Origin of the sequence: Aromatoleum sp. (assembly GCF_036675785.1) — a bacterium.
GTDB lineage: Bacteria > Pseudomonadota > Gammaproteobacteria > Burkholderiales > Rhodocyclaceae > Aromatoleum.
Genome location: NZ_JAKFEF010000066.1, coordinates 58852 through 83338 on the forward strand (window position 1 = coordinate 58852; position 24487 = coordinate 83338).

General features: G+C 65.3%; 20 protein-coding genes. 3 read left to right on the top strand and 17 right to left on the bottom strand.

Translation table 11 applies throughout. The annotated features are described in order from the left end of the window. The first annotated feature begins 376 nt into the window (after positions 1-376). Together V6M37_RS13855 and V6M37_RS13860 are read left to right on the top strand one after the other, a co-directional pair. Entirely contained in the window at positions 377-1132 is a 756-nt protein-coding gene (locus tag V6M37_RS13855; protein WP_332674225.1) for a hypothetical protein, read from the top strand. An 84-nt stretch (positions 1133-1216) separates the two neighbouring features. Next, positions 1217-2008 carry an enoyl-ACP reductase FabI gene (locus tag V6M37_RS13860; RefSeq protein ID WP_332674227.1) on the top strand — a complete coding sequence of 264 codons (792 nt, stop codon included), beginning with the start codon at positions 1217-1219 and terminating at the stop codon, positions 2006-2008. A 146-nt stretch (positions 2009-2154) separates the two neighbouring features. Here V6M37_RS13860 and V6M37_RS13865 read toward each other — a convergent pair whose 3' ends face one another. Next, entirely contained in the window at positions 2155-4056 is a 1902-nt protein-coding gene (locus tag V6M37_RS13865; RefSeq protein WP_332674228.1) for a SurA N-terminal domain-containing protein, read from the bottom strand. 211 nt (positions 4057-4267) lie between these two features. Next, a complete protein-coding gene (gene clpB / locus V6M37_RS13870; protein ID WP_332674229.1) occupies positions 4268-6850 on the bottom strand; it encodes an ATP-dependent chaperone ClpB in 2583 nt (860 codons plus the stop codon). A gap of 292 nt (positions 6851-7142) precedes the next feature. Between clpB and V6M37_RS13875 the strand changes: the two genes are divergently transcribed. Beyond that, on the top strand, positions 7143-7652 hold the full coding sequence (locus V6M37_RS13875) for a phasin family protein (protein ID WP_332674230.1): 510 nt from the start codon (positions 7143-7145) through the stop codon (positions 7650-7652). 151 nt (positions 7653-7803) lie between these two features. Here V6M37_RS13875 and moaE read toward each other — a convergent pair whose 3' ends face one another. The 15 genes from moaE to V6M37_RS13950 all read right to left on the bottom strand — a co-directional run. Next, positions 7804-8253 (bottom strand): molybdopterin synthase catalytic subunit MoaE, encoded by a 450-nt coding sequence (gene moaE, locus V6M37_RS13880; RefSeq protein WP_332674231.1) that lies wholly within the window; start codon positions 8251-8253, stop codon positions 7804-7806. Position 8254: 1 nt separating this feature from the next. Beyond that, positions 8255-8509, bottom strand: a complete 255-nt coding sequence (gene moaD, locus V6M37_RS13885) for a molybdopterin converting factor subunit 1 (protein WP_332674232.1) — start codon at positions 8507-8509, stop codon at positions 8255-8257. A 3-nt stretch (positions 8510-8512) separates the two neighbouring features. Beyond that, on the bottom strand, positions 8513-9718 hold the full coding sequence (locus tag V6M37_RS13890; RefSeq protein ID WP_332674233.1) for a molybdopterin molybdotransferase MoeA: 1206 nt from the start codon (positions 9716-9718) through the stop codon (positions 8513-8515). Continuing rightward, complete coding sequence (gene mobB / locus V6M37_RS13895) at positions 9715-10209, bottom strand: molybdopterin-guanine dinucleotide biosynthesis protein B (RefSeq protein WP_332674234.1); 495 nt, start codon at positions 10207-10209, stop codon at positions 9715-9717. Before mobB ends, V6M37_RS13890 begins: the two co-directional genes overlap by 4 nt. A 123-nt stretch (positions 10210-10332) precedes the next feature. Further along, positions 10333-12288 (bottom strand): ATP-dependent DNA helicase, encoded by a 1956-nt coding sequence (locus V6M37_RS13900; protein ID WP_332674235.1) that lies wholly within the window; start codon positions 12286-12288, stop codon positions 10333-10335. A 257-nt stretch (positions 12289-12545) separates the two neighbouring features. After that, positions 12546-13535: a Vgb family protein gene (locus V6M37_RS13905; RefSeq protein ID WP_332674237.1), complete on the bottom strand. Its 990-nt coding sequence runs from the start codon at positions 13533-13535 to the stop codon at positions 12546-12548. Positions 13536-13630: 95 nt separating this feature from the next. Further along, the gene (locus tag V6M37_RS13910; protein WP_332674241.1) at positions 13631-14248 is read right to left on the bottom strand and encodes a class I SAM-dependent methyltransferase; all 618 of its coding nucleotides are present in this window, start codon (positions 14246-14248) and stop codon (positions 13631-13633) included. A gap of 90 nt (positions 14249-14338) precedes the next feature. Beyond that, positions 14339-15451, bottom strand: coding sequence for a cell division protein ZapE (gene zapE, locus V6M37_RS13915; protein ID WP_332674243.1), 1113 nt, complete (start codon positions 15449-15451; stop codon positions 14339-14341). 83 nt (positions 15452-15534) lie between these two features. Next, complete coding sequence (gene lpdA, locus V6M37_RS13920) at positions 15535-16965, bottom strand: dihydrolipoyl dehydrogenase (protein WP_332674245.1); 1431 nt, start codon at positions 16963-16965, stop codon at positions 15535-15537. Positions 16966-17042: 77 nt separating this feature from the next. Next, positions 17043-18245, bottom strand: a complete 1203-nt coding sequence (gene odhB / locus V6M37_RS13925) for a 2-oxoglutarate dehydrogenase complex dihydrolipoyllysine-residue succinyltransferase (protein ID WP_332674247.1) — start codon at positions 18243-18245, stop codon at positions 17043-17045. 39 nt (positions 18246-18284) lie between these two features. Further along, complete coding sequence (locus V6M37_RS13930; protein WP_332674249.1) at positions 18285-21113, bottom strand: 2-oxoglutarate dehydrogenase E1 component; 2829 nt, start codon at positions 21111-21113, stop codon at positions 18285-18287. 138 nt (positions 21114-21251) lie between these two features. After that, positions 21252-22547, bottom strand: a complete 1296-nt coding sequence (gene gltA / locus V6M37_RS13935; RefSeq protein WP_332674251.1) for a citrate synthase — start codon at positions 22545-22547, stop codon at positions 21252-21254. A 61-nt stretch (positions 22548-22608) separates the two neighbouring features. Continuing rightward, positions 22609-22845 carry an FAD assembly factor SdhE gene (locus V6M37_RS13940; protein ID WP_332674253.1) on the bottom strand — a complete coding sequence of 79 codons (237 nt, stop codon included), beginning with the start codon at positions 22843-22845 and terminating at the stop codon, positions 22609-22611. Further along, a complete protein-coding gene (locus V6M37_RS13945) occupies positions 22842-23552 on the bottom strand; it encodes a succinate dehydrogenase iron-sulfur subunit (RefSeq protein ID WP_332674255.1) in 711 nt (236 codons plus the stop codon). The genes V6M37_RS13940 and V6M37_RS13945 overlap by 4 nt, the downstream gene beginning before the upstream one ends. Before the next feature lie 19 nt (positions 23553-23571). Continuing rightward, positions 23572-24487, bottom strand: a 916-nt coding sequence (locus V6M37_RS13950) for an FAD-binding protein (protein ID WP_332674256.1), incomplete at its 5' end; no start/stop codon positions are given.

Sequence of the window (24487 nt, forward strand, 5' to 3'; positions counted from 1 at the left end):
CATTGCCACCGCAGGAGCGGGCGGGATCACGGCGGACTCCGTCCCCGTAGCGAGCGCATCTCCCCGGGCGTGAAAAATCCCGCCGTACGCCGCCGCGGGCGAAAGGCGAACGAATGCGAAAAGGGCGACCAGATCGCGGACCCGCGAAGCACTTTGCGACAAATTTCGCCCGCCCCGGGGAGGGCGATGCTTGCAGACCGGAGGGCATTTGCCAGAATTGTTCCAAGCAGGTGACAGAGGTCGCTTCGATACCGCGGGTATCGCTCTTTCACCGTCTCCGGGGAATCAGAAAATGCACGGCTCTTCAGGCTCGTCAGCTGCGCCGGCTCGAATCCCCGGCCCCCCCTCCGGTCCCGAAATGGCGCTCGGATCACAGGTGGCGACCGAAGCGCCGCTCCCGGCCGTCACACCGGCGCCGTCGTCCCGTGCGCAGGCAATCGTCCGCGAGTTGCTCTCCCTGGGGCGTCCGACCGAAAGAACGGGTCGTCGATTCCTGGGCGCGTTGCTCGTCGTGGACCTCGCGTTCATCGCGGTGTTCGTCACCTATGCGTTCGCCGAACACTACGGGATGCGAGACAGCCTATTCCATGGCAACGTGAAGTTCTCGTTCGTGGACGGCAGCTACCCGGAGATTTACGGTTACGCGAAGGAAATCTTCCTGACCGTGCTCTTTGTCGCCGCGTATTCGATGGGCCGGCAGATCGTCTACCTCGCGCTCGCGCTGCTGTTCGCGATCTGCGCGCTCGACGATTCGCTGGCCCTGCACGAAGCGACGGGCCGTTATCTCGCCGCGACCATTGGCGTGTCGCAGTCGGCCGGCGGACTCATCGGCTGGTCCCTGCTCGGATCCGTTCCGATGCTGGCGATCCTCGCCGCCTATCGGCGAAGCGACCCAACAAGCCGACGCCACGCCGAAGCCATCCTTCTCGCGTTCGCGATCCTGCTCTTCTTCGCCGTCGGCATGGATCTGGTGCACGCGGTCGTGCAGCGGTACGTCAGCGGCTTCCAGACGGTTCTCACGATTCTCGAGGACGGCGGCGAGCTGCTCACGCTGACGCTGCTTTGCACGATGTCGCTCGCAATCGTCCGGTTTTCCGCGCATCCCGCAGTCGTCTCGCCGCCCGGACCGTAGCTCACCCCACCCTCTGCGAAGCCGGTAGAACAGCCGACCCATCAGCTATAATCCGCCGATCAACAAGACGGAGCATTACCGAAAATGGGCTTTCTAGCCGGCAAACGCATTCTGATCACCGGACTGCTCAGCAACCGCTCGATTTCGTATGGCATCGCGAAGGCCATGCACCGTGAAGGCGCCGAACTTGCCTTCACGTTTCAGAACGAGCGCTTTCAGGAACGCGTGGCCAAAATGGCAGCCGAATTCGGCTCGGATCTCCTTTTTTCCTGCGACGTGCAAAACGATGCGGAAATTGCCGGGCTGTTCGAACAACTGGGACAGAAATGGGACGGCCTCGACGGGCTCGTGCATTCCATTGCGTTCGCCCCGAGCGACGCGCTCGAAGGCGATTTCCTCGACGGCTTCTCGCGTGATGCGTTCCGCATCTCGCAGGAAGTCAGCGCATGCAGTTTTCCGCTGCTAGCGAAAGCGGCGCGCCCGATGATGGAAGGCCGCAGGGGCGCGCTGCTGACGATGTCCTACCTCGGCGCGGTCCGCACGATGCCGAACTACAACATCATGGGTCTCGCGAAGGCGAGCCTCGAAGCGTCGGTCCGCTATCTCGCGGTGTGCCTCGGACCCGAGGGCACGCGCGTCAATGCGATTTCCGCCGGACCGATCAAGACTCTCGCCGCGTCGGGCATCGGGAGCTTCAGCAAGCTGCTGTCGTTCAACGAACACAACGCGCCGTTGCGTCGCAACGTGACGATCGACGAAGTGGGCAACGCCGCTGCGTTCCTGTGCTCGGACCTCGCGAGCGGCATGACCGGGGAGATCATGTACGTCGACGGCGGCTTCAACACGACCGCGCTCGGCAACGCGGAACAAGGCTGAGCTTCGAAGCCGTCGCGCTCGCGCGACGGCCGGCCTGCCGGCCCGCAGGGCGAGGCGGCCTCTGACCAAGCCCGGCCCTCGAGACACAAAAAAGCCCGATCGAGCCGATCGGGCTTTTTTATTATCGGGGCGGCCGGAGCGCGCGCTTACTGCGTCTGGCCCTGGCCCTTGACGACCGCCTCGTTGATCTCGACTTCGTACCGCTCCCGCAGCGACGCGAGGAACGCGCTGAAATCGCGTTCGCCGATCAGCCGCTCGTATTGCTGCATCACCGCCGCCATCCGCGGGTCGTCCTTCGCGACTTCCGGCCGATTCACGTTCTCGATCCGGAACACGGAGTAATTCCCGTCGGGCATCGGGACGCCGACATGCGCGGGCAGCTTGCCGGAGGGCGCGCTGAAAATCGCGTCGACCGCAGCGGGCGCGAGTGACGCCCCGCGCTTCAGGGTCCGCACTTCGCTCCATTCCCCGGGTGCTTCCTCGCCCTTCGCGAGCGCGGCCAGCGCTTCCTTGCCGCGCGCGGCGGCGAGCTTCGCCGCATCTTCCGTTCGCAGCTGCTGTTCGATATCGCCCTTCACCTGTTCGAACGGCAAGCGCTGCGCCGGCTGGAAATCCGTGACCCGCGCGGACACGAGTTTTCCGCGCCCAACCTCGGTCGCTTCGACGTTGCGGCGCTTCTCGATGGATTCCGGCGAGAACAGTGCGTTCAGCAGTTTTTCGTTGTCGAACTCGCCAACACTGCCGTCCGCACGCGTGATCCAGTCCGTGCGGTGGATTTCGAGTTGCAGCTCCTCCGCCGCGGGCTTCAGGCTGTCCGGCTGCTCGTACACCAGGTTCGAGAACTGCTCCGCAAGCTCGGCGAAGCGCCGGCTGGCCGACTGCCGCTTGAGTTCTTCCGCGATTTCGCCCTTGACCTGTTCGAGCGGGCGCGCGCTCGCCGGCTTGATGTCGATGACCTGGATGATGTGGAAACCGAAGTCGGAGCGGACGGCGTCGCTGATCTGGCCCTTTTCGAGCGCGAACGCGGCATCCTCGAATGCCTTCACCATCGCACCGCGGCCGAAGAAGCCGAGGTCGCCGCCCTGCGCCGCCGAACCCGGATCCTGCGATTCGGCCTTCGCCAGCTCCGCGAATCGCGTCGGGTTCTCGCGCAGTTGCGCGAGAATGGCCTCCCCCTTCGCGCGCGCCTTCGCCACTTCGTCCTCCGGCGCGCCGTCGGCGACCGTGATCAGGATGTGGCGTGCGTTGCGCTCTTCCGGTTGGCTGAAGCGCGCCGCGTTCGCCTCGTAATACTGGCGGATCTCGTCGTCCGACACCGACACCTGCTTGCCCACCGCGCCCTCGTCGAACACGACGTACTCGGCCTGCACCCTCGACGGGCGCTCGAAACGCGCCGGATTCGCCTCGTAATACTGCTTCGCCGCGTCTTCGCCGAGTTTCACGTCCACGAGGAAGCGCGCGGGCGTGAACGCCATCTCGCGAATGTTCCGCTCCTCGAGCTGAGCCGCGAGGAAGCGCTGCGCGGAAGTCCGGGGAGCGAACGCCGACTCTCCGACCGCGAGCGCGAGCTGCTGGATACGCAGATCCTGCGCGAGACGCGCTTCGAACGAGGCCGGAGACATTCCCTGCGCGCGCAGCGCCGCTTCGTAACGGTCGAGCGCAAAGCGTCCGTCGGTCTGGAAGGCCGGCACTTCGGCGATGACCTGCTGCAGTTGCTGCGGTCTCACCGTCATGTAGTTGTCGGCCGCGAAAAGCGCGAGCAGGCGCTGATTGACGAGGTTTTCGACCACCGAACGCCGCACCGCCTCGGAGTCGAGCAGCGAGCGATCGACCGCGCCGCCCATGGCCTGGCGGACCCGGTCCTGCTGGTCGCGCAGCGCCTGATCGAACTCGACCACGGAAATCTTCGACCCGCCGACCGTCGCGATCTCGTTACCGCTGGGACCGTCGGTGAAATAGGCGTCCATGCCGAAAAAGGCGAAGGGAATGATCAGCAGCGCAAGAATGAACTGTGCGATGCGCTTATTGTTGCGGACTGCCTCGAACATCGTGTTTTTCCGTGGAAAACTGGGATGAGTGCGTCCCGGCCGCGGCTGGGACAAGCGCGGCATTATCGCATCGTGCCGGCATGCAGGCCAGAATCACGCGGCCGCGCCCCGGACAGGGGGAAGCGGAGCCAGGTTTTCGGACGGCTTCAAAAGAAGCGCCGGGAGGCGCAACGGTCTCCCGGCGCGGCGGCGCGATGCCCGCCCCCCGTCCTCACTCGCCTTTCGCGAACACGATCCGCCCGCCTTCGACATCGACGTGAACCTTGTCCTTCGCCGCGAACTGACCGTCGAGAATCGCCTTCGCGAGCGGATTCTCGATGTGCTCCTGGATCGCGCGCTTCAATGGCCGCGCGCCGAACACCGGGTCGAAGCCCGCTTTCGCGAGTTCGGCAAGCGCGAGATCCGAAACCTCCAGCCCCATGTCGAGCCGCGCGAGCCGCTTCTCGAGGTATTGCAGCTGGATCCGGGCGATGCCCGCGATCTGCTTCTCGTCGAGCGCGTGGAACACGACGACCTCATCGATCCGGTTGATGAACTCGGGCCGGAAATACGTCTTGACCTCCGCCATCACCGCGAGCTTGATGACCTGGTAATCGTCTCCGCTCATCTGCTGGATCATCTGGCTGCCGAGGTTCGACGTCATGACGATCACGGTGTTCTTGAAGTCCACCGTGCGGCCCTGCCCGTCGGTCATCCGGCCGTCGTCGAGCACTTGCAGCAGCACGTTGAAGACATCCGGGTGCGCCTTCTCGACTTCGTCGAACAGGATCACCGAATACGGCTTGCGGCGCACCTGCTCGGTCAGGTAGCCGCCCTCCTCGTAGCCGACGTAGCCCGGGGGCGCGCCGATCAGCCGCGCGACGGAGTGCTTTTCCATGAACTCGCTCATGTCGACGCGGATCAGGTGGTCCTGCGAGTCGAACAGGAATTCGGCCAGCGTCTTGCACAACTCGGTCTTGCCGACGCCGGTCGGCCCGAGGAACAGGAAGCTGCCGTATGGGCGGTTCTCGTCAGACAGCCCGGCGCGCGAGCGGCGGATCGCGTCGGCGACGAGCCGTACCGCCTCGTCCTGGCCCACCACGCGCTGGTGCAGCCGGTCTTCCATCTTCAGCAGCTTTTCGCGCTCGCCCTGCATCATCTTACTGACGGGAATGCCGGTCGCACGCGAGACGACTTCGGCGATCTCCTCGGTGCCGACCTGCGTGCGCAGAAGCTTGTTGGGCGTGCCCGACTCACCCCCCTGCTCGGCCAGGTTCAGCTGCGCCTCGAGTTGCGGCAGCTTGCCGTATTGCAGCTCGGCGAGCTTGTCGTACTGCCCCTTGCGCTGCATCTCGGCCATTTGCGCACGCAGTTGGTCGATTTCCTCCTTGAGGTGGGCAGCGCCGGTGACCTTGGATTTCTCTGCCTTCCAGATCTCGTCGAGATCGTTGTACTCGCGCTGCAGCTTGGTGAGCTCATCCTCGATCAGCTGCAGGCGCTTCTGCGAGGCCTCGTCCTTTTCCTTCTTGACGGCTTCGCGCTCGATTTTGAGCTGGATCATGCGACGGTCGAGGCGGTCCATGACCTCGGGCTTGGAGTCGATCTCCATCTTGATCCGCGCCGCCGCCTCGTCGATCAGGTCGATCGCCTTGTCGGGAAGGAAGCGGTCGGTGATGTAACGGTGCGACAGTTCCGCCGCGGCAACGATCGCCGGGTCGGTGATATCGACGCCGTGGTGGATCTCGTATTTCTCCTGCAGGCCGCGGAGGATCGCGATCGTCGCCTCGACGCTCGGCTCATCGACGAGCACCTTCTGGAAGCGTCGTTCGAGCGCCGCGTCCTTCTCGATGTACTTGCGGTATTCGTCGAGCGTCGTCGCACCGATGCAGTGCAGTTCGCCGCGGGCGAGCGCGGGCTTCAGCATGTTGCCGGCGTCGATCGCGCCTTCGGCCTTGCCGGCGCCGACCATCGTGTGCAGTTCGTCGATGAAGACGATGATGCGCCCTTCCTCCTGCGCGATCTCCTTCAGCACCGCCTTCAGCCGCTCCTCGAACTCGCCGCGGTACTTCGCGCCGGCGAGCAGCGCCGCCATGTCGAGCGACAGCACGCGCTTGCCCTTCAGCGTCTCGGGCACTTCGTCGTTGACGATACGCTGCGCGAGCCCCTCGACGATCGCCGTCTTGCCGACGCCGGGCTCGCCGATCAGCACCGGGTTGTTCTTAGTGCGCCGCTGCAGGATCTGGATCGCGCGGCGGATCTCGTCGTCGCGGCCGATCACCGGATCGAGCTTTCCGGAGCGCGCACGCTCGGTCAGGTCGAGACAGTACTTGTTCAGCGCTTCGCGCTGGCCTTCGGCTTCCTGGGTGTCGACACCGCCGCCGCCGCGCACCGCCGTGATCGCCGTTTCGAGCGGTTTGCGCGACAAGCCGTGCTCCTTCACGAGGCGCCCCGTCTCGCCTTTGTCATCGGCGAGCACCAGCAGAAACATCTCGCTCGCGATGAACTGGTCGCCGCGCTTTTGCGCCTCGCGGTCCGCGAGATTGAGCAGGTTGGCCAGATCGCGCCCAATCTGGACTTCGCCGCCATGCCCCTCGACCTTCGGCAGACGCGACAGGGCGCGGTCAAGCGCGGTTTTCAGCGGCGGCACATTGACGCCGGCGCGCTGCAACAGCGACACCGTTCCGCTGTCCTCCTGGTTGAGCATCGCCAGCAACAGATGCTGCGGCTCGATGAATTGCTGGTCGTTGCCCAGCGCGATGCTCTGCGCATCCGAGAGGGCCTGCTGGAACTTGGTCGTAAGCTTGTCGAAACGCATGAGGAATCCTTGCGGAATGAACGATTGCACTCAATATGGGGGACCCATCGGACGAATTCAACAGGGCTGCGGCGAGCAAGGGAGCAGCAGCCCATGCGTTCCAAAGATCAGCCAGTCGGTGTTCGTGGAGGCAGCCCTCCCCGCTCACATACTCATCATTTGCTTGTCTTAATCCCTTGTACGCATTCTCATGTGCTATGGTCTGAGGAGAGGGAAGCGGGGCAGACACGGACAATGAACGGCGTAAGAAAAGCCGCAAATCAATATTCGAAAAACGTGCTTGGAGGAAGAGATGGCCAATAATCAGAATCAGTTCAACGAACTTCAGAAAAAGAACCTTGCAACGGCAATGCGCCTCGCGCAGATGTCGATCGAGAACTCGCAGCGCCTGATGGAACTGCAGGTCGCCACGGCCAAGAGCCTCTTCGAGGAAGGGGTGGAAAACGTCAAGGCATTGTCGGGCGTGAAGGACCCGAAGGAAGCGATCGAATTGCGCGCCCAGTACGCGCAAAGCACGGCCGAGAAGATGCTTGCGTGCGTTCGCGAAATGGCCGAACTCGCGAGCCGTACCCAGACCGAAGTCGGGAAAATGGTCGGCGAACAGCTATCGACCGGCGGCAAGGACGTGTTCGAGTCGATGCAGAAGATGTTCACCGGGATGCCGATCACCGACCAGAACGCGATGACCGCGCTGCAGACTGCGATGGACACGACCCGCGCGGCTTTCGAGCAGATGGCGCAGGCTTCGTCCGAAGCGTTCCAGTTGTTCGCGCAGCCCGGAGCGCCGAAAGGCAAGAAGTAAGCGGCAAGACCGCTTCAGCAATTACGGCGCCCAGGGGCGCCGTAATTTTTTCGGCACAGATGCGGTCGAGACCGGGGCCGACAGAAGCTCGGCTGCTCGCGCGCGTCGGTTGCGCGAACCGCAGTTCTCAAGCCGGGCCGGATTTTTCCGGCTACTCCCAGCGCGAGGCCGCGCTGTCGTCGCTGTCGCGAGCATCGACCCAGCGGGCGCCTTGGGGCGTCTCCTCGAGCTTCCAGAACGGCGCCCGGGTCTTGAGGTAATCCATGATGAACTCGCAGGCCTCGAAGGCCTCGCCGCGATGCGCGCCCGCGACCCCGACGAACACGATCTGATTACCCGGCTCGAGCCGTCCGTAGCGGTGGATCACGCGAACGTCGGCGAGCTGCCAGCGTACCCGCGCTTCCGCGACGATTTCCTCGAGCGCACGCTCGGTCATCCCCGGGTAATGCTCCAGCGTCATCGCCGAAATGCCCGCGCCGTCACTCGCGTCACGCACGAGACCGACGAAGCTCGCGACCGCACCGACGTCGCCGCGGCCATGCGACAGCGCCTCGATTTCGGCGCCGACGTCGAAGTCCGCCTGCTGCACACTCACCGACATCTCAACCTCCGGTTACCGGGGGGAAGAAAGCGATTTCGTCGCCGGGCGAAACGGGCTCGGACGGGCCGGCCATGCGCTGGTTGCGGGCGGCACGGATGTTGCGCCCCGTGCCGAGGGCACTCCAATTGTCACCGCGGTCGGCGAGGAATGCCCGCAGATCGGCAACGGTGGAGATCCCCGAAGGCAGCTCGAGCGACTCTTCGGCGCGCCCGACGGCGTCCCGGAGCGACGCAAAATACAAGACTTTTATGTTCATGACTCAGAATAACAATTCGCCATAGGGCAGAAACCGGACCGTGTCGCCGCGAGCGACCGGCTGGTCGGCCGGCACGTCGACGAGGCCATCGGCCCACACGATGGAAGACAACGCCGCGGCGCCTTGGTGCTCGTAAATCTCCACTCCGCCCGCGTCGTTCGTGCGCGCGCGAAGGAATTCCCGCCGGCGGTCCGAGCGCGGCCAGTCGAATTCAGCCCGCAATGCCAGCGCGTGCGGCTGCACGTCCTTCACGCCCTGCGTCGCGAGGATGAACGGCCGCACCATCAGCAGGAAGGTCACGAAGCTCGATACCGGATTGCCCGGCAAGCCGATGAATGCCGCTGCGCCGACGCGCCCGTAGGCGAGCGGTTTGCCGGGCTTCATCGCGATCTTCCACAGGTCGAGCGAGCCTTCAGCCTCTACCGCGGGCTTCACGTGGTCCTCCTCGCCGACCGAGACCCCGCCGCTCGTGAGGATCAGGTCGTGTCCCTCGGCCGCGTCGCGAAGCATCGCGCGCGTCGCATCGATTCGGTCGGGCACGATGCCGAAGTCGGTGACTTCGCAGCCGAGTTGCTGCAGCAGCGCGCGCAGCTGGAAGCGGTTCGAATTGTAGACGCCTCCCGGCGGTAGCGGCTGCCCGGGCATCACAAGCTCGTCGCCGGTCGAAAACAGCGCGACGCGCATGCGCCGCAACACAGGCAGTTGCGCGACGCCGACCGAGGCCGCGAGTCCCAGCTGCTGCGGGCGCAAGCGGCTGCCTGCGGTGAGCACCGCATCGCCGCACGCGATCTCGCTGCCGGCGAGCCGCACGGCCTCGGCAACCCGTGGCAGATGATTGACGATCACCGTGTCGCCCGCGTGCTCGCAGAGCTCCTGCATCACGACGGCATCGGCGCCCAGAGGCAGGGGCGCGCCGGTGAAAATGCGCGCGGCGGTCCCCGGCTCGAGCGCATGCCCGACCCGTCCGGCGGGAATGCGCTGCGACACGGAAAGCCGGGTGCCCGTCGCCGGGACGTCGGCGACGCGTAGCGCGTAACCATCCATCATCGACGTATCGAGCGCGGGGACCGACACCGGCGAGACGAGGTCGGCCGCGAGGACCCGCCCGTGCGCGACGAAGGTGTCGGCCATTTCGATTTCGCGCAACGGCCGCGCGTTGGCCGTCAGCATCGCGAAGGCTTCGTCGAAGGTGAGCATATTCGGGTTCATGACTTTCGCGCGTACTCGAGAATGAAGTCGACGATCGCCGCGCCGTCGTTCAGGGGCAGGCGCGGCAGCGGGCAATCGACGTCATCGTCGGTCGCGACCGCGACGACGTGGGGGTTTTCCTGCCACAACGGCGGCTTGCCGTGGGACGGCCGATGCACCTCGATCTTCGGCACCGGCGCCGCCTTGAATCCTTCGACCAGCACGACGTCGCACGGCGCGAGCAGGCGCAGCTGCTCGTCGAGTGTCGGCTCGGCTGCCCCCCGCAATTCGTGCATCAGCGCCCAGCGGTCGTTCGACAGCATCAGAACCTGTGTCGCGCCGGCGTCGCGGTGGCGAAAGGAATCCTTGCCGGGCCGGTCGAGATCGAAACCGTGGTGCGCGTGCTTGATGACCGAAACGCTCAGCCCCCGCTCGGTGAACTGCGGGATCAGCTTTTCGATAAGTGTGGTCTTGCCCGAGCCGGACCAGCCGGCGATGCCGAATACGATCATGGCGGAGTGGATGGTAGGGAAAACACCCGGAGAATACAGCACCGCCCGCCGATGTGGCGCAAGCCGTGCAAGACTGCGCCCGCCCGCGCGCCGGCCGGCTTCGCATGCGCGATTCACGGGACCTCACGCGGCGGGCGGGGGCGGCAGCTGTTCGAGAAAGGTGACCGCGTCGGCCTCCGCGCGCGTGCGCCGCATGGGTGGGAGGCTGCGCCAGATCACCTTGCCGTAGGGTTTGCCGATCATCCGCGGGTCGCAGATGCACAGCACGCCGCGGTCGCGCTCGCTGCGGATCAGCCGTCCGGCGCCCTGCTTCATGTTGATCACCGCGCGCGGGAGCTGGTAATGCAGGAACGGATTGCGCCCGCTCTTCTGAAGATGTTCGACGCGGGCGGCGAGCACCGGATCGTCGGGCGGGGCGAAAGGCAGCTTGTCGATGACGACGAGTGACAGCGCGTCGCCGGGCACGTCGACGCCTTCCCAGAAGCTCTGACTGGCGACGAGCACCGCATTGCCGAGGCGCCGGAAGCGATCGAGCAGCTCGGTGCGCGAACCCTCCCCCTGCAGCAGCAGAGGCAGGCTGTCGCCGGCGCGCTCGAGCCCTTCAGCGAGCAGGCCGTGGATGCGCTTCATTGCGCGCAGCGACGTACACAGCACGAAGGTGCGCCCGCGTGCGGCGCGGATCAGCGGCAGCGCCGTCCTCGCGACGGCTTCGGAGTAATCGGCGTGATTCGGGTCCGGCATCCCTTGCGGCGCGTACAGCAGCGCCTGCTCCCCGTAGTCGAACGGACTGCCCCAGACGTCGGTCAGCGGTGGCGGCTCGAGCCACGACAGGCCGAGCTCGTTGCAGTAGTGACCGAAATCGCGACCCACAGCGAGCGTCGCCGACGTGAATATCCAGGCGCGCGGGTGGCCTTCGAGCTGGCGGCGGAACACCTGCGACACGTGCAGCGGCGTCGCGTTCAGCGACGCGGACTGGCTGAAGACTTCGACCCACCGGATCAGATCGGCGGAATCCGGCGTCCGCCAGCGCGCGAGGCGCTGCGCGATCTCGTCGCTGCGGCGCAGGCAGTTCGCGAGCCCTTCCGAGCGTTCGGCCTGGGTGCCGAGGATTTCAGCGAACCGGCCGAGTTCATCGCTGAGCGCCGTCACAGCGTTGTCGAATTCCGGCAGCGCCGCCGCCTGGGTCGCAGAAAGGCGCGCGGGCTCGGCGCCGAATGCGAGCCGCAGGTCGCGAGCGGTTTTCTCCAGCGCGCGGCTCGCGTCGATCAGATCGCGGCAGTCGCGCGCGCCGGCAAGCGTCTCCGACCGGGTGTCGCGCGCGAGTTCGAGCAGTTGCGCGGTCGATACGCTTTCGCCGAAGAAGAGGCTTGCGGTCTCCGGCAACTGGTGCGCCTCATCGAAGATCACCGCGTTGCAGGCGGGCAGCAGTTCGCCCATGCCTTCGTCGCGCAACATCACGTCGGCGAAGAACAGATGGTGATTGACGACAACGACGTCGGCATCCATCGCCGCGCGTCGCGCGGCCAGGACGAAGCACTCCTTGACGTTCGGACATTCCTGGCCGAGACAGTTGTCGCGCGTCGACGTCGCCGCAAGCCAGGTTGCCGAATCCTCGCGCACGTCAGTGCATTCCGCCTTGTCGCCGCTCTGCGTCGTCTTTGCGAAACGGGTGATTGCGCGCAGGTCCGCGGCGTCCTGCGCGGTAAGAAAGCGGCCGTCGCGGGCGTTGCGTTCGAGGTGGTAGGGGCAGACGTAGTTCGCCCGGCCCTTGAGCAGCGCGATCGTCACGGGGACCTTCAACGCTGCGCGGACGGTCGGCAGGTCGCGGTTGAAAAGCTGATCCTGCAGCGTCTTCGTCCCGGTCGACAGGATCACCTTGCCGCCCGATAGCAGCGCCGGCACGAGATACGCGAACGTCTTGCCGGTGCCGGTGCCGGCCTCGGCGACCAGCACACGGTTCTCCTTCAGCGCTGCGGCGATCCGCCCCGCCATCTCGATCTGCTGCTCGCGCGGGCGGAAGGACGGGACGGCTCTCGCGAGCAGCCCGTCCGGAGAAAAGGCGGATTCGATATCTGACATGACGGGACCTTGGACCGGCGGCAATGCTATCACTTACGGGTCGCACTGACGGCTCACGCGCCCGAGCGGTTCCACCAAGGAGCACTCGGGCCGCCGACAAAACCGCACTGCCGAGCGCTGCCCTACGCGCAGCCGCCGTGTCGCCGCCCGAGTCGGGGGCCTGCGATGACAGGGTCCTGCCCCCGTGCACGCGGCCGCCTGGGGACCGGGGTTGCGAAGCTGCAGCTCACCTCTGCCCTCGCACTGCCCTGCGGCAGTCACTCGATCATGCCGAGGCGCCCGTTGTGCGAGCCCATGTACCAGTAGCGCCCTTGCGCGTCGATGATCGCCTTGCGGATGCCCACGTTCTTGGACGGCAGCGCGATGACGCGGAAGCGTTCGCTTTGCGCGTCGAAGAGCGCCACGGTGTCGTGCCGGATCTCGTTTGCCCACACCCGGCCGGCGCTGTCGACCGTGACCGCATAGGGACCGCCGTCCGCTCCAGCCGGCATCGGGTAGCGTTCGACGATGCGGCGCTGCGCGGGGTCGATCTTCAAAAGCTGCCCGCTACCGTACGCGGTCACCCAGAGCTGCCCGTCGGGGCCGGCGGCGATGCGGCGCGGTCCACTGCCTTTTCCGGTCGGCAGGTCTTCGATGCGCCCCGTGGCGGGGTCGAGCCGGCCGAGCATGTCGCCCGAAAGACGGCAGAACCAGACCCCGCCGCTGCGGTCGAGCGCAATGCCATAGGGCCCGCCCGAAGTCTGCCAGGTGCGCACTTCACCGCTCCGCGTGTCCAGCCGGCCGATGCGGTCGGTCCCTTGCACCGTAAACCACAGCAAGCCGTTGTCGTCGATGACGATCGTGTGCGGATGACCGCCTCCGGGAACTGGATGCGACGCGACCTCGCCGGTCGCCGGGTCGAGCATCCCGATGGTGCCGTTTCCATGGCCGGTATACCAGACGATGCCCTGTCGGTCGACGACCAGGCCGTGCGGCTGCGCACCACTGGGCAGCGTCCATTCACGAAACGTACGGTCGCGCGGGTGGAAACGTGCGATGCGGTTGCCGCGCATCACGGCGATGTAGATCGAACCGTCGGGCGCGGGCGCAGGATCGCGCGCGAATTCGGGCGTCGGGACCGGCCATTCCTGCACGGCGCCGCGCACCTCGGGAAGCGCACCGGGGGCGACCCCGTAATTCGACCCTCCGCCCTGCGCGGCCGCAACAACGGCGGCGCACAGCGCAAGTACGTAGAGCCCTCGCGCCATCTCGATCTCCCGTTATTCCGACCCCCGGTGGACCGCCCGCGCAGCAGGGCGTTCCGGTTCCTCGGGCGGAGCCGGTTGCGGTAACGTGAGTCGCGTCAGGACGGGTTGCGGAATCGCAGCAGCGTCCAGTAGCCGAACGCATTGACCGGCATCGCTTCGGTCAGCTCGAGCCGCGTCAGTCCGATGAACGCGTCGAGCGGAAAGAGCGGACGAAAGCCCAGCGAGCGGGCGAGCGGTGCGAGCCCGCGCTCGATCCGCGCGACGACGCCGTTGTTGCGGGTGAAGTGATTGACGATGACGACCTCGCCGCCGGGGCGACAGACGCGCTCGAGCTCCTGCATCATTTCGGCAGGATCCGGGACGACCGACGCGACGTACAGCGCGCTGACCTTGTCGAAGCTCGCGTCGGGGAAGGATAGGCGCTGCACGTCCATCGCCATCAGCGCGACGTTGCGCAGGCCGTGCCGTCGAACCTGGATGTTCGCGCGCGCGAGCATGTGCGGAGACAGGTCTATCCCGGTGACGTGGGCGTGACTCGGGTAATACGGCAATGACAGCCCGGTCCCGACACCGACCTCGAGTATTTCGTCACCCGGCCGGCAGTTCAGCGCTTCGACGAGCCGCCGCCGCCCGGGCTCGAAGACCGGGCCGAAGAGGAAGTCGTACACCGGCGCATAGCGGCGGTAGGCGGCAGTGATCGCTTGCTGGTCCATCGCGCTCGCAGGGTCGGGCAATGACTCATGTTAGCAGCCGACCGGCGACTCTGCCGGAGCCCGCGAGTCGCGGGATCGCGCGTCGCCGCGCTATTCGGTGCGATGCGCCTCGGCGAGATAGTCCCGGCTGCGCATTTCCATCAGGCGGCTCACGGTGCGCACGAATTCGTGCGCGTTGTGGCCGCTCGTGTAGAGATCCGGCGCCTCGACCTCTGCGCTCATGATGAGCTTGACGCGGTGGTCGTAGAGCACGTCGACGAGCCACGTGAAACGGCGCGCTTCCGACGAATTCCCGGCGCTCATGCGCGGCACGTCGGACAGGATTACGGTGTGGTGCTCGCGGGCGATCTCCAGGTAGTCGTTCTGGGAGCGCGGACCGCCGCACAGGGTCGCGAAGTCGAACCAGATCACGCCCGGCGCCCGCCGCACGACCGGCAGCTTCCGCTCGAAGAGGTCGATCGGCCCGGTCTCGCCTTCGCTGCCGGCGAGCCGGCGGAAATCATCGCCCATCTTGCGCATCGCCGCGTCGTCGGACGGGACGAGGTAGATCTCGATCTTTTCGAGCGTGCGCAGCCGGTAGTCGGTGCCGTGGTCGACCTCGATGACGTCGAAGCGACGCTTGATCATCTCGATCGCCGGCAGGAAGTTGATGCGCTGCAGGCCATTCGGGTAGAGCCCGTCCGGCGGGTAGTTGGACGTCATCACGAAGATGACGCCGCGCGCTAACAGCGCGTCGAGGAGGCGCCCGAGGATCATCGCGTCCGCGATGTCCGAGACGTGGAATTCGTCGAAGCACAGCAGCCGCGTCTGGCCGGCGATGCGGTCGGCGACCTTCTGCAGCGGGTCCGGCTCGTTGTTCAACTGCCGCAGGTCGTTCTGCACTTCCTGCATGAAGGCATGGAAATGCACGCGGCGCTTGCGCTGGTACGGCACGGCGTCGAAGAAGCAGTCCATCAGGAAGCTCTTGCCCCGCCCCACGCCGCCCCAGAAATAGACGCTGCGCGGCATCGCCGGGCGGGCGAAGAGTTTGCGCAGCTTGCCGCGCCGCGCGGCCTTGAAACCGACGAGTTCGGTGTAGAGCTGTTGCAGACGCTGCGCCGCGGCGCGCTGCTCCGGGTCCGACTTGTAACCCCGGGTCTCGAGCTCGGACTCGTAGACGTCGAGCATTCCGTGCTGGGGGACGTTCAAAACGCGATGGGGCATGGATCGACCGAAAGAATGACCGAAAAACGCGAGGGGTGGCGCGGAGAATCCCGGACCACCCCTCTCTTGCAACCGGCGTGTGATCAGAAGTGCAGCGGCCGCTTGTCGACCGCGAGCGCGGCTTCGTGCACGACTTCCGACAGCGTGGGGTGCGCGTGGCAGATGCGGGCGAGGTCTTCCGACGCGCCGCCGAACTCCATCGCGACGACCGCCTCGGAGATCAGCTCGGACGCGTTCGCGCCGATGATGTGGACGCCGAGGATGCGATCGGTGTTCGCGTCGGCGAGCATCTTGACGAAGCCGGTCGGATCACCCGAGCCCAGCGCGCGCCCGTTCGCCATGAACGGGATCTTGCCGGCGCGGTAGGCGACGCCATCGGCGTTGAGCTGCTGCTCGGTCTTGCCGACCCACGCGATCTCGGGCGACGTGTAGATGACGCCGGGAACCGTGTCCATGTTGGTGTGCCCGGCTTGGCCGGCGATGATTTCGGCGACCATCACGCCCTCTTCCATCGCCTTGTGCGCGAGCATCGGACCGCGGACGACGTCGCCCACCGCATAGACGTTCGGCAGGTTCGTGCGGCAGTGTCCGTCGACGTCGATCTGCCCGCGCTCGCTGACCGTGAGGCCGACCGACGCGGCGTTCAGCCCGTCGGTGTTCGGCACGCGGCCGACGGAGACGATCAGGCGGTCGCATTCGAGCGTCGCGTCCTTGCCGTCCTTGTCGGTGTACGCGATCGACACGCCGTTCGCGCCGACCTTCGTCTCGCCGATCTTCACGCCGGTCTCGATCTTCAGCCCCTGCTTCGTGAACACCTTGAGCGCTTCCTTCGCGACGTCGACGTCGGCGAACGACATGAAATCGGGCAGCGCTTCGAGGACGGTCACGTCGGATCCGAGGCGGCGCCACACCGAGCCCATTTCGAGCCCGATGACGCCCGCGCCGATCACGCCGAGCTTCTTCGGCACCGCGTCGAAATCGAGCGCGCCGACGTTGTCGCAGACGATCTTGTTGTCGACGGGAATGCCGGGCAGGTGACGCGGCTTCGAACCGGTCGCGATGATCACGTGCTTCGCCTCGACGGTTTCGGCGCCGACCTTAACGACGTAGCCGTTGGCGCCGGCACTCTCGAAGCTGCCGTGGCCGGCGAGGAAGGTCACCTTGTTCTTCTTGAACAGGCCCTTGATGCCGCCGGTCAATTGATCGACGACCTTGTTCTTGCGCTGGATCATCACGGGCACGTCGATGCTGACCGGCCCGTTGATCTTGATGCCCTGCGCCGGGAATGCGTGCTCCGCTTCCTCGAACAGATGCGAGGTATGCAGCAGCGCCTTCGACGGGATGCAGCCGACGTTCAGGCAGGTGCCGCCGAGCCGGGGCTCGCCCTTCGGGTCGGCATAGGGGTTCGATTCGGCACACGCGGTGTTGAAACCGAGCTGTGCGGCGCGAATCGCCGCGACGTATCCGCCCGGTCCGCCGCCGATGACGAGGACATCGAATTGCTTGTCAGCCATTGCTCACTCCGGAAAAAGAGAAAGCGTGACGGGCCGACCGGACGATTGCCCGACCGACCGGTCACGCAACGGGCGAATTACACGTCGAGGATCAGGCGCGCCGGATCTTCCAGCGCTTCCTTCATTGCCACGAGGCCAAGCACCGCTTCGCGGCCGTCGATGATCCGGTGGTCATACGACAGCGCGAGATAGTTGATCGGGCGGATCACAATCTGGCCGTTCTCGACGACCGGACGGTCCTTCGTTGCGTGGATGCCGAGGATCGCGGACTGCGGCGGGTTGATGATCGGCGTCGACAACATCGAGCCGAACACGCCGCCGTTCGAGATCGAGAACGTGCCGCCGGTGAGCTCTTCGAGCGACAGCTTGCCGTCCTTCGCCTTCTGGCCGAACTCGGCGATCTTCTTCTCGATGTCGGCGATCGACATCTGGTCGGCGTCGCGCAGGATCGGCACGACGAGGCCGCGCGGCGAGCCGACCGCGATGCCGATGTCGATGTAGCCGTGGTAGACGATGTCGCTGCCGTCGACCGAAGCGTTGATGATCGGGTAACGCTTAAGCGCCGTGACCGCAGCCTTGACAAAGAAGCCCATGAAGCCCAGGCGCACGCCGTGCGCCTTTTCGAACTTGTCGCCGTACTGCTTGCGCAGCGCCATCACCGGCGCCATGTTCACTTCGTTGAACGTCGTCAGGATCGCGTTTTCGTTCTTCGACTGGATCAGTCGCTCGGCAATCCGCGCACGCAAGCGCGTCATCGGCACGCGCTCTTCGGGCCGCTCACCGGCGGGCATCGCGACGGACGACGGCGCCGGGGCGACCGGACGGGCCTGAGCGACCACCGCGTCTTCCTTGGTGACGCGACCACCGCGACCGGTGCCCGAGACGTCCGCGGCAGCGATGCCCTTCTCGTCGAGAATCTTCCGCGCGGCGGGGCTAGCGGTACCGGCCGGTGCAGCGGCACCGCGGGCACCCGGGGCCGGCGCGGCAGCCGGTGCGGCAGCAGCCGCGGGCTCGGCTGCCTTCGCGCCGGCAGCGGCCTTCGCTTCGGTGTCGATCTGCGCGATCAACTCGCCGCTCGCGACGGTCTCGCCATCACGCTTGACGATCTTCACCAGCACGCCGTCCGCGGGTGCCGGCGTCTCGAGCACGACCTTGTCGGTCTCGATGTCGATCAGGTTCTCGTCGCGCGAGACCGCGTCACCTTCCTTCTTGTGCCAGCTGACGAGGGTCGCTTCGGAAACGGATTCCGACAGCTGCGGCACTTTCACTTCAATCAACATGAACTTCTCTCCCCGTGTAATCCGGTGTTCTTGATTCGATCAATCCTTGAGCGGGCCGAACGCGTTTTCGATGACCGCCTTCTGCTGCGCGTTGTGCTTCGCGTAGTAGCCGACGGCCGGCGATGCGGCAGCCGGACGGGCAACGAGCAGGAGCTTGCGCTTCGGTCCGAGCACGTTCACGAGATGCTGGCGCGATGCGAGCCAGTACCACGCCCCCTGGTTGCGCGGCTCTTCCTGCGCCCAGACGATTTCCTTCGCGTTCGGGAACTGGTCGACCGCGGTCGCGAACGCTTCGGCCGGGAACGGATAGAGCTGCTCAATCCGCACCAGCGCGGTGTCCTTGATCCCCTGTTCGCGACGATACGCGGCGAGCTCGTAGTAGAGCTTGCCCTGGCACAGCACGACCCGCTTGACCTTCTTCGCGTCGAGCGCCTCGGCTTCGGGGATCACGGTCTGGAAACGGCCGTTCGCAAGCTCGTCGAGCGACACGGTCGCTTCCTTGTGACGCAGCAGCGACTTCGGCGTGATGATCACGAGCGGCTTCCTGACCTTGCGCAGCATCTGGCGGCGCAGCAGGTGGAAAATCTGCGCCGGCGTCGTCGGCACGCAGATCTGCCAGTTGTTCTCGGCCGCGTTGGTCATTAGACGCTCGACCCGTGCCGACGAGTGCTCGGGCCCCTGGCCTTCGTAACCGTGCGGCAGCATCAGCGTGAGGCCGCACAGGCGTCCCCATTTCGCTTCGCCCGACGAGATGAACTGGTCGAGCACGACTTGGGCGCCGTTGACGAAGTCGCCGAACTGCGCTTCCCAGACAACCAGCTCGTTCGGCTCCGCCGTCGAATAGCCGTATTCGAACGCGAGCACCGCCTCTTCCGACAGCACCGAATCGAAGATCTGGAACTTGGCCTGGCCGTCGCGGATGTGCTGCAGCGGCACGTAACTGCCCTGATCCCAGCGCTCGCGCTTCTGATCGTGCAGCACCGCGTGGCGATGGAAGAAGGTGCCGCGGCCGACGTCCTCGCCGGAAAGCCGCACGGCGAAGCCTTGCGCGAGCAGGCTCGCGTAAGCGAGGTTCTCGCCCATGCCCCAGTCGAGTTGAATCTCGCCCTGGCCCATGCCGACGCGATCCTCGAGGATCTTCTTGACGCGCGGGTGCAGACTGAAGCCTTCGGGCAGCGTCGTCAGGCGCTCGGACAGGCGCTGCAGCTCGACGAGCGGGACGCCGGTTTCGGCGGCGTCGGTGTACGCCTGGCCGACGAACGGCGTCCAGTCGACGGCGAACTGGCGGCTGTGGCCGGACAGAACCGGGTTGTACAGCAATTGGCCCTTGTCGAGATGCTCGCGGTAATCCTTGATCATCTTCTCGGGCTCGTCCGGCGTGCAGGTGCCCTCGGTCACTAGGCGCTCGGCGTAGAGCTTGCGCGTGCCGGGGTGGCTGGCGACCTTGCGGTACATCAGCGGCTGCGTGACCATCGGCTCGTCCTGCTCGTTGTGGCCGAGCTTGCGGTAGCAGACGATGTCGACGACGACGTCCTTCTTGAACTCCTGCCGGAACTCGACGGCGAGCTGGGTCGCGAACGCGACCGCCTCCGGATCGTCGCCGTTCACGTGGAAGATCGGGGCCTCGACCATCTTGAAGATGTCGGTGCAGTACAGCGACGAGCGGTAGTCCCGCGGGTCGGACGTCGTGAAGCCGATTTGGTTATTGACGACGACATGGACTGTGCCGCCGGTGCCGTAGCCGCGCGTCTGCGAGAAGTTCAGCATCTCCTGGTTCACGCCCTGGCCCGCGACGGCCGCGTCGCCATGGATCAGCACCGGGATCACCTGGCCCTTGGTCGTGTCGTTGCGACGCACCTGACGCGCATAGACCGAACCTTCGACGACAGGGTTGATGATCTCGAGGTGCGACGGGTTGAACGACAGCGTCAGATGCACCGGTCCGCCCGGGCTCATCACGTCCGACGAGAAGCCGAGGTGGTATTTCACGTCGCCGGCGGTGAGGTCGGCCGCGGCCTTGCCTTCGAACTCCGCGAACAGCATCGACGGCGACTTGCCGAGCGTATTGACGAGGACGTTCAGGCGCCCGCGGTGCGCCATGCCGATGACGATTTCCTGCGCGCCGAGCGATCCTCCGACGCGGACGATCTCGTCCATCGCGACGATCGTCGACTCTCCGCCTTCGAGCGAGAAGCGCTTCTGGCCGACGTATTTCGTGTGCAGGTACTTCTCGAGCGTCTCGGCCGCGGTCGTGCGTTCGAGGATGCGCTTCTTCGTTTCGGCCGAAAAACGCGGCGTGCCGCGGACGGCTTCGAGACGGCTCTGGATCCAGCGCTTCTGGCCGGTATCCGAGATGTGCATGTATTCGGAGCCGATCGAACCGCAGTAGGTCTGGCGGAGCGCTTCGAGGATCTCGCGCAGCGTCGCGTGATCGGCGGAAAAACCGTGGAAGGAACCGACGTTGAAGCTCTGGTTCAGGTCGGCTTCGGTAAAGCCGTAGAACGACGGCTCGAGTTCGGCGATCTGCGGGCGCTCGGTGCGACGCAGCGGGTCGAGGTTCGCCCAGCGGTTGCCGAGGAAGCGGTAGGCGTTGATCAGCTGCAGAGTGCTGACCTGGCGGCGATCATCGCTGCCGGCCGAGATCAGGCGAACGGGACCGCGCTTCGCGAGTTCGGTGAAGGCCGCGATCACCGGGCCGTGCGCGACATCACGCACCGCGGCGCCGGCTTGCGCCTGCAGGTTGTCGAAGTACGTCCGCCATTCGTCCGGCACCGACGCCGGATCGGAAAGATAACTCTCATAGAGCTCTTCGATGAACGGCGCATTGCTGCCGAACAGATGCGAAGACGATCTGAGCTGCTTCATCATGTTCAAGGTCACCTGTATCTTGTTTTTCCAGCAATCGGCGAATCGGTCGGTCGGTCCCGATAAAAAAACGGGATGGCCGCACTGCGCCATCCCTCGGGGTCGCTGACGAACTGATTCGCCGCCTCTCCCTTTCGTCTCTTACGGACGTTGATCAAGCGCCGGTACGTCGCGGCGAGCCGCCCCGATATACAGCTGACGCGGACGACCGATCTTGTATTCCGGATCGGTGATCATTTCTTCCCACTGCGTGATCCAGCCCACGGTCCGCGCGAGGGCGAAGATGCAAGTGAACATCGAGGTCGGGATGCCGAGCGCCTTCTGCACGATGCCCGAGTAGAAATCGACGTTCGGATACAGCTTCTTCTCGACGAAGTACTGGTCTTCGAGCGCGATCTTCTCGAGTTCCATCGCGAGCTTGAACAGGCGGTCGTTTTCCAGACCGAGTTCGCCGAGTACGTCGTAGCAGACCTGGCGCATCAGCTTCGCGCGCGGGTCGAAGTTCTTGTAGACGCGATGACCGAAGCCCATCAGCTTGAAGCTGTCGTTCTTATCCTTCGCACGCGCGATGTACTCGCCGACGCGCGAGACGTCGCCGATTTCCTCGAGCATGTTGAGGCAGGCTTCGTTCGCGCCGCCGTGCGCCGGACCCCACAGGCACGCGATACCGGCCGAGATGCACGCGAACGGGTTCGCGCCCGACGAGCCGGCGAGGCGGACCGTCGACGTCGACGCGTTCTGCTCGTGGTCGGCGTGCAGCGTGAAGATCGTGTCGAGCGCGCGCACGAGCACCGGGTTCGGCTCGTATTTCTCGCACGGCGTGCCGAACATCATGTGCATGAAGTTCGCCGTGTAGTCGAGGTCGTTGCGCGGGTACATGAACGGCTGGCCCGTGTTGTACTTGTAGGCCATCGCGACGATCGTCGGCAGCTTCGCGATCAGGCGGTTGACCGAGATGTTGCGGTGCGCCGAATCCGAGAAGTCCATCGCTTCGTGGTAGAACGCGGACAAGGCACCGACGACACCGACCATGACCGCCATCGGATGCGCGTCACGACGGAAGCCCGTGAAGAACTTCGTCATCTGGTCATGCAGCATCGTGTGGTTCTTGATCGTGTTCTCGAACTCGGTCTTCTGCGCCGCGTTCGGGAGCTCGCCGTTCTTCAGCAGGTACGCGACTTCGAGAAACTTGCATTTCTCGGCCAGCTGCTCGATGGGATAACCGCGATAGAGCAACTCGCCCTTGTCGCCATCGATGAACGTGATCGTGGACTTGCAGCTCGCGGTCGACAGGAAACCCGAGTCGTAGGTGAAGAGACCGGTCTTCGCACCCAGCGTACGAATGTCGATCACATCATTGCCGTGGGTGCCGGTCATCACCGGGAATTCGACGGTCTTGCCATCGACGGTTAGCGTTGCGGTGCGTTCAGTGCTCATAGGTCATCCCTTATGCATGCCGGTAGTAACTACTAGCTCCCTGTAACGACCGTCCTGCCCGTCATTGCCGACGCAGCAGGTCGATCATCTCCTTCCAGCGGTCGTCCCCGCAGGGCTCGCTGCCGTTGACCATCCCCCAAAGCTGATAGTCGTCACAGCGCAGCAAGTCCTCGAGGTCCGCCAGCTGACCGTCGGTAAGACGGTCGAATTCCCTCTCCAGAAAGCGTGCGAAGACAAGATCGAGCTCGAGAAGAGCCCGACGGCACTGCCAACGCACGCGTCCTTTATTTATTGTCATACCGCACGCGCGACCATCATGTCCTTGATCTTGCCGATGGCACGCGTCGGGTTGAGGCTCTTCGGGCAGACGTCGACGCAGTTCATGATGCTGTGGCAGCGGAACAACCGGTACGGGTCCTCGAGGTTGTCGAGGCGCTCGGTCGTGGCTTCGTCGCGCGTGTCGGCGAGGAAGCGGTACGCCGCGAGCAGACCGGCCGGGCCGACGAACTTGTCCGGGTTCCACCAGAACGACGGACACGACGTCGAGCAGCACGCGCACAGGATGCACTCGTACAGGCCGTTGAGTTCCTCGCGTTCTTCCGGTGACTGCAGCCGCTCGCGCTCGGGCGCCGGGGCGTTATTGACGAGGTACGGCTTGATCGAGTGGTACTGCTTGAAGAACTGCGTCATGTCGACGATCAGATCGCGAATGACCGGCAGGCCCGGCAGCGGGCGCAGCACGATCGGCTGCGGCAGGCTGTCGATGTCGGTCAGGCACGCGAGACCGTTCTTGCCGTTGATGTTCATCGCGTCCGAGCCGCAGACGCCTTCGCGGCACGAGCGGCGGAACGACAGCGTGTCGTCGACGGATTTCAGCCGGACCAGGGCGTCGAGCAGCTTCTTGTCGGAAGGCTCCAGCTCGACGGAGATGTCCTGCATGTAGGGCTTCTCGTCCTTGTCCGGATCGTAGCGGTACATCTTGAAATTGACGGTGCGCTTGCTCATTTCCTTGTTTCTCCCGCGCTCAGTAGGTGCGCTTCGCGAGTGCGATCGACTCGACGTCCTGCGACAGCGGCTGGATCGTCACCGGCTTGTAGTCGAGCCGGTTGCCTTCGCTGTACCACAGGGTGTGCTTGAGCCATTCCTTGTCGTTACGGCCGTTCGGGAATTCCGCGGTGTCGGGCGCGTCGTCGCGCACGTGCGCGCCACGCGACTCCTTGCGGGCTTCGGCCGAAATCATCGTCGCCTTGGCCACCTCGATCAGGTTGTCGAGTTCCAGCGCCTCGGTACGGGCCGTGTTCCAGACCTTGGACTTGTCCTTGATCTCGGTGCGCTTCGCGCGCTCGGCAACCTGCATGATCGCGGCCACGCCTTCCTTCAGCAGCTTGTCGAAACGGAACACGCCGGCGTGCTTCTGCATCGTGCGGCGCATCTCGAGACCGACGTCGAACACGCTTTCGCCGTTCTTCTGCCCTTCGAGACGCGCAAGACGCGCGAGCGACATGTCGGCCGCATCGGCCGGCAGCGGCTTCAGGCCCAGCTTCCCGCTCCTGAGGTCCTCGACGACCGATTCGCCCGCCGACTTGCCGAACACCAGCAGGTCGAGCAGCGAGTTCGTGCCGAGGCGGTTCGCGCCGTGCACCGACGCACACGCGCATTCGCCCGCAGCGTAGAAGCCCGAGATCGGCGCGTTCGGATTGCCGTCCTTCGGCGCGACGACCTGACCCTTGAAGTTCGTCGGGATGCCGCCCATCTGGTAGTGCGCGGTCGGCACGACCGGGATCGGCGCCTTGATCGGATCGACGCCGGCGAACTGGATCGAGATTTCACGGATGCCCGGCAGCCGCTTCATGATCGTCTCGGGCGACAGGTGCGTGATGTCGAGCAGCACGTGATCCTTGTCCGGCCCGCAGCCGCGCCCTTCATTGATCTCGGTGACC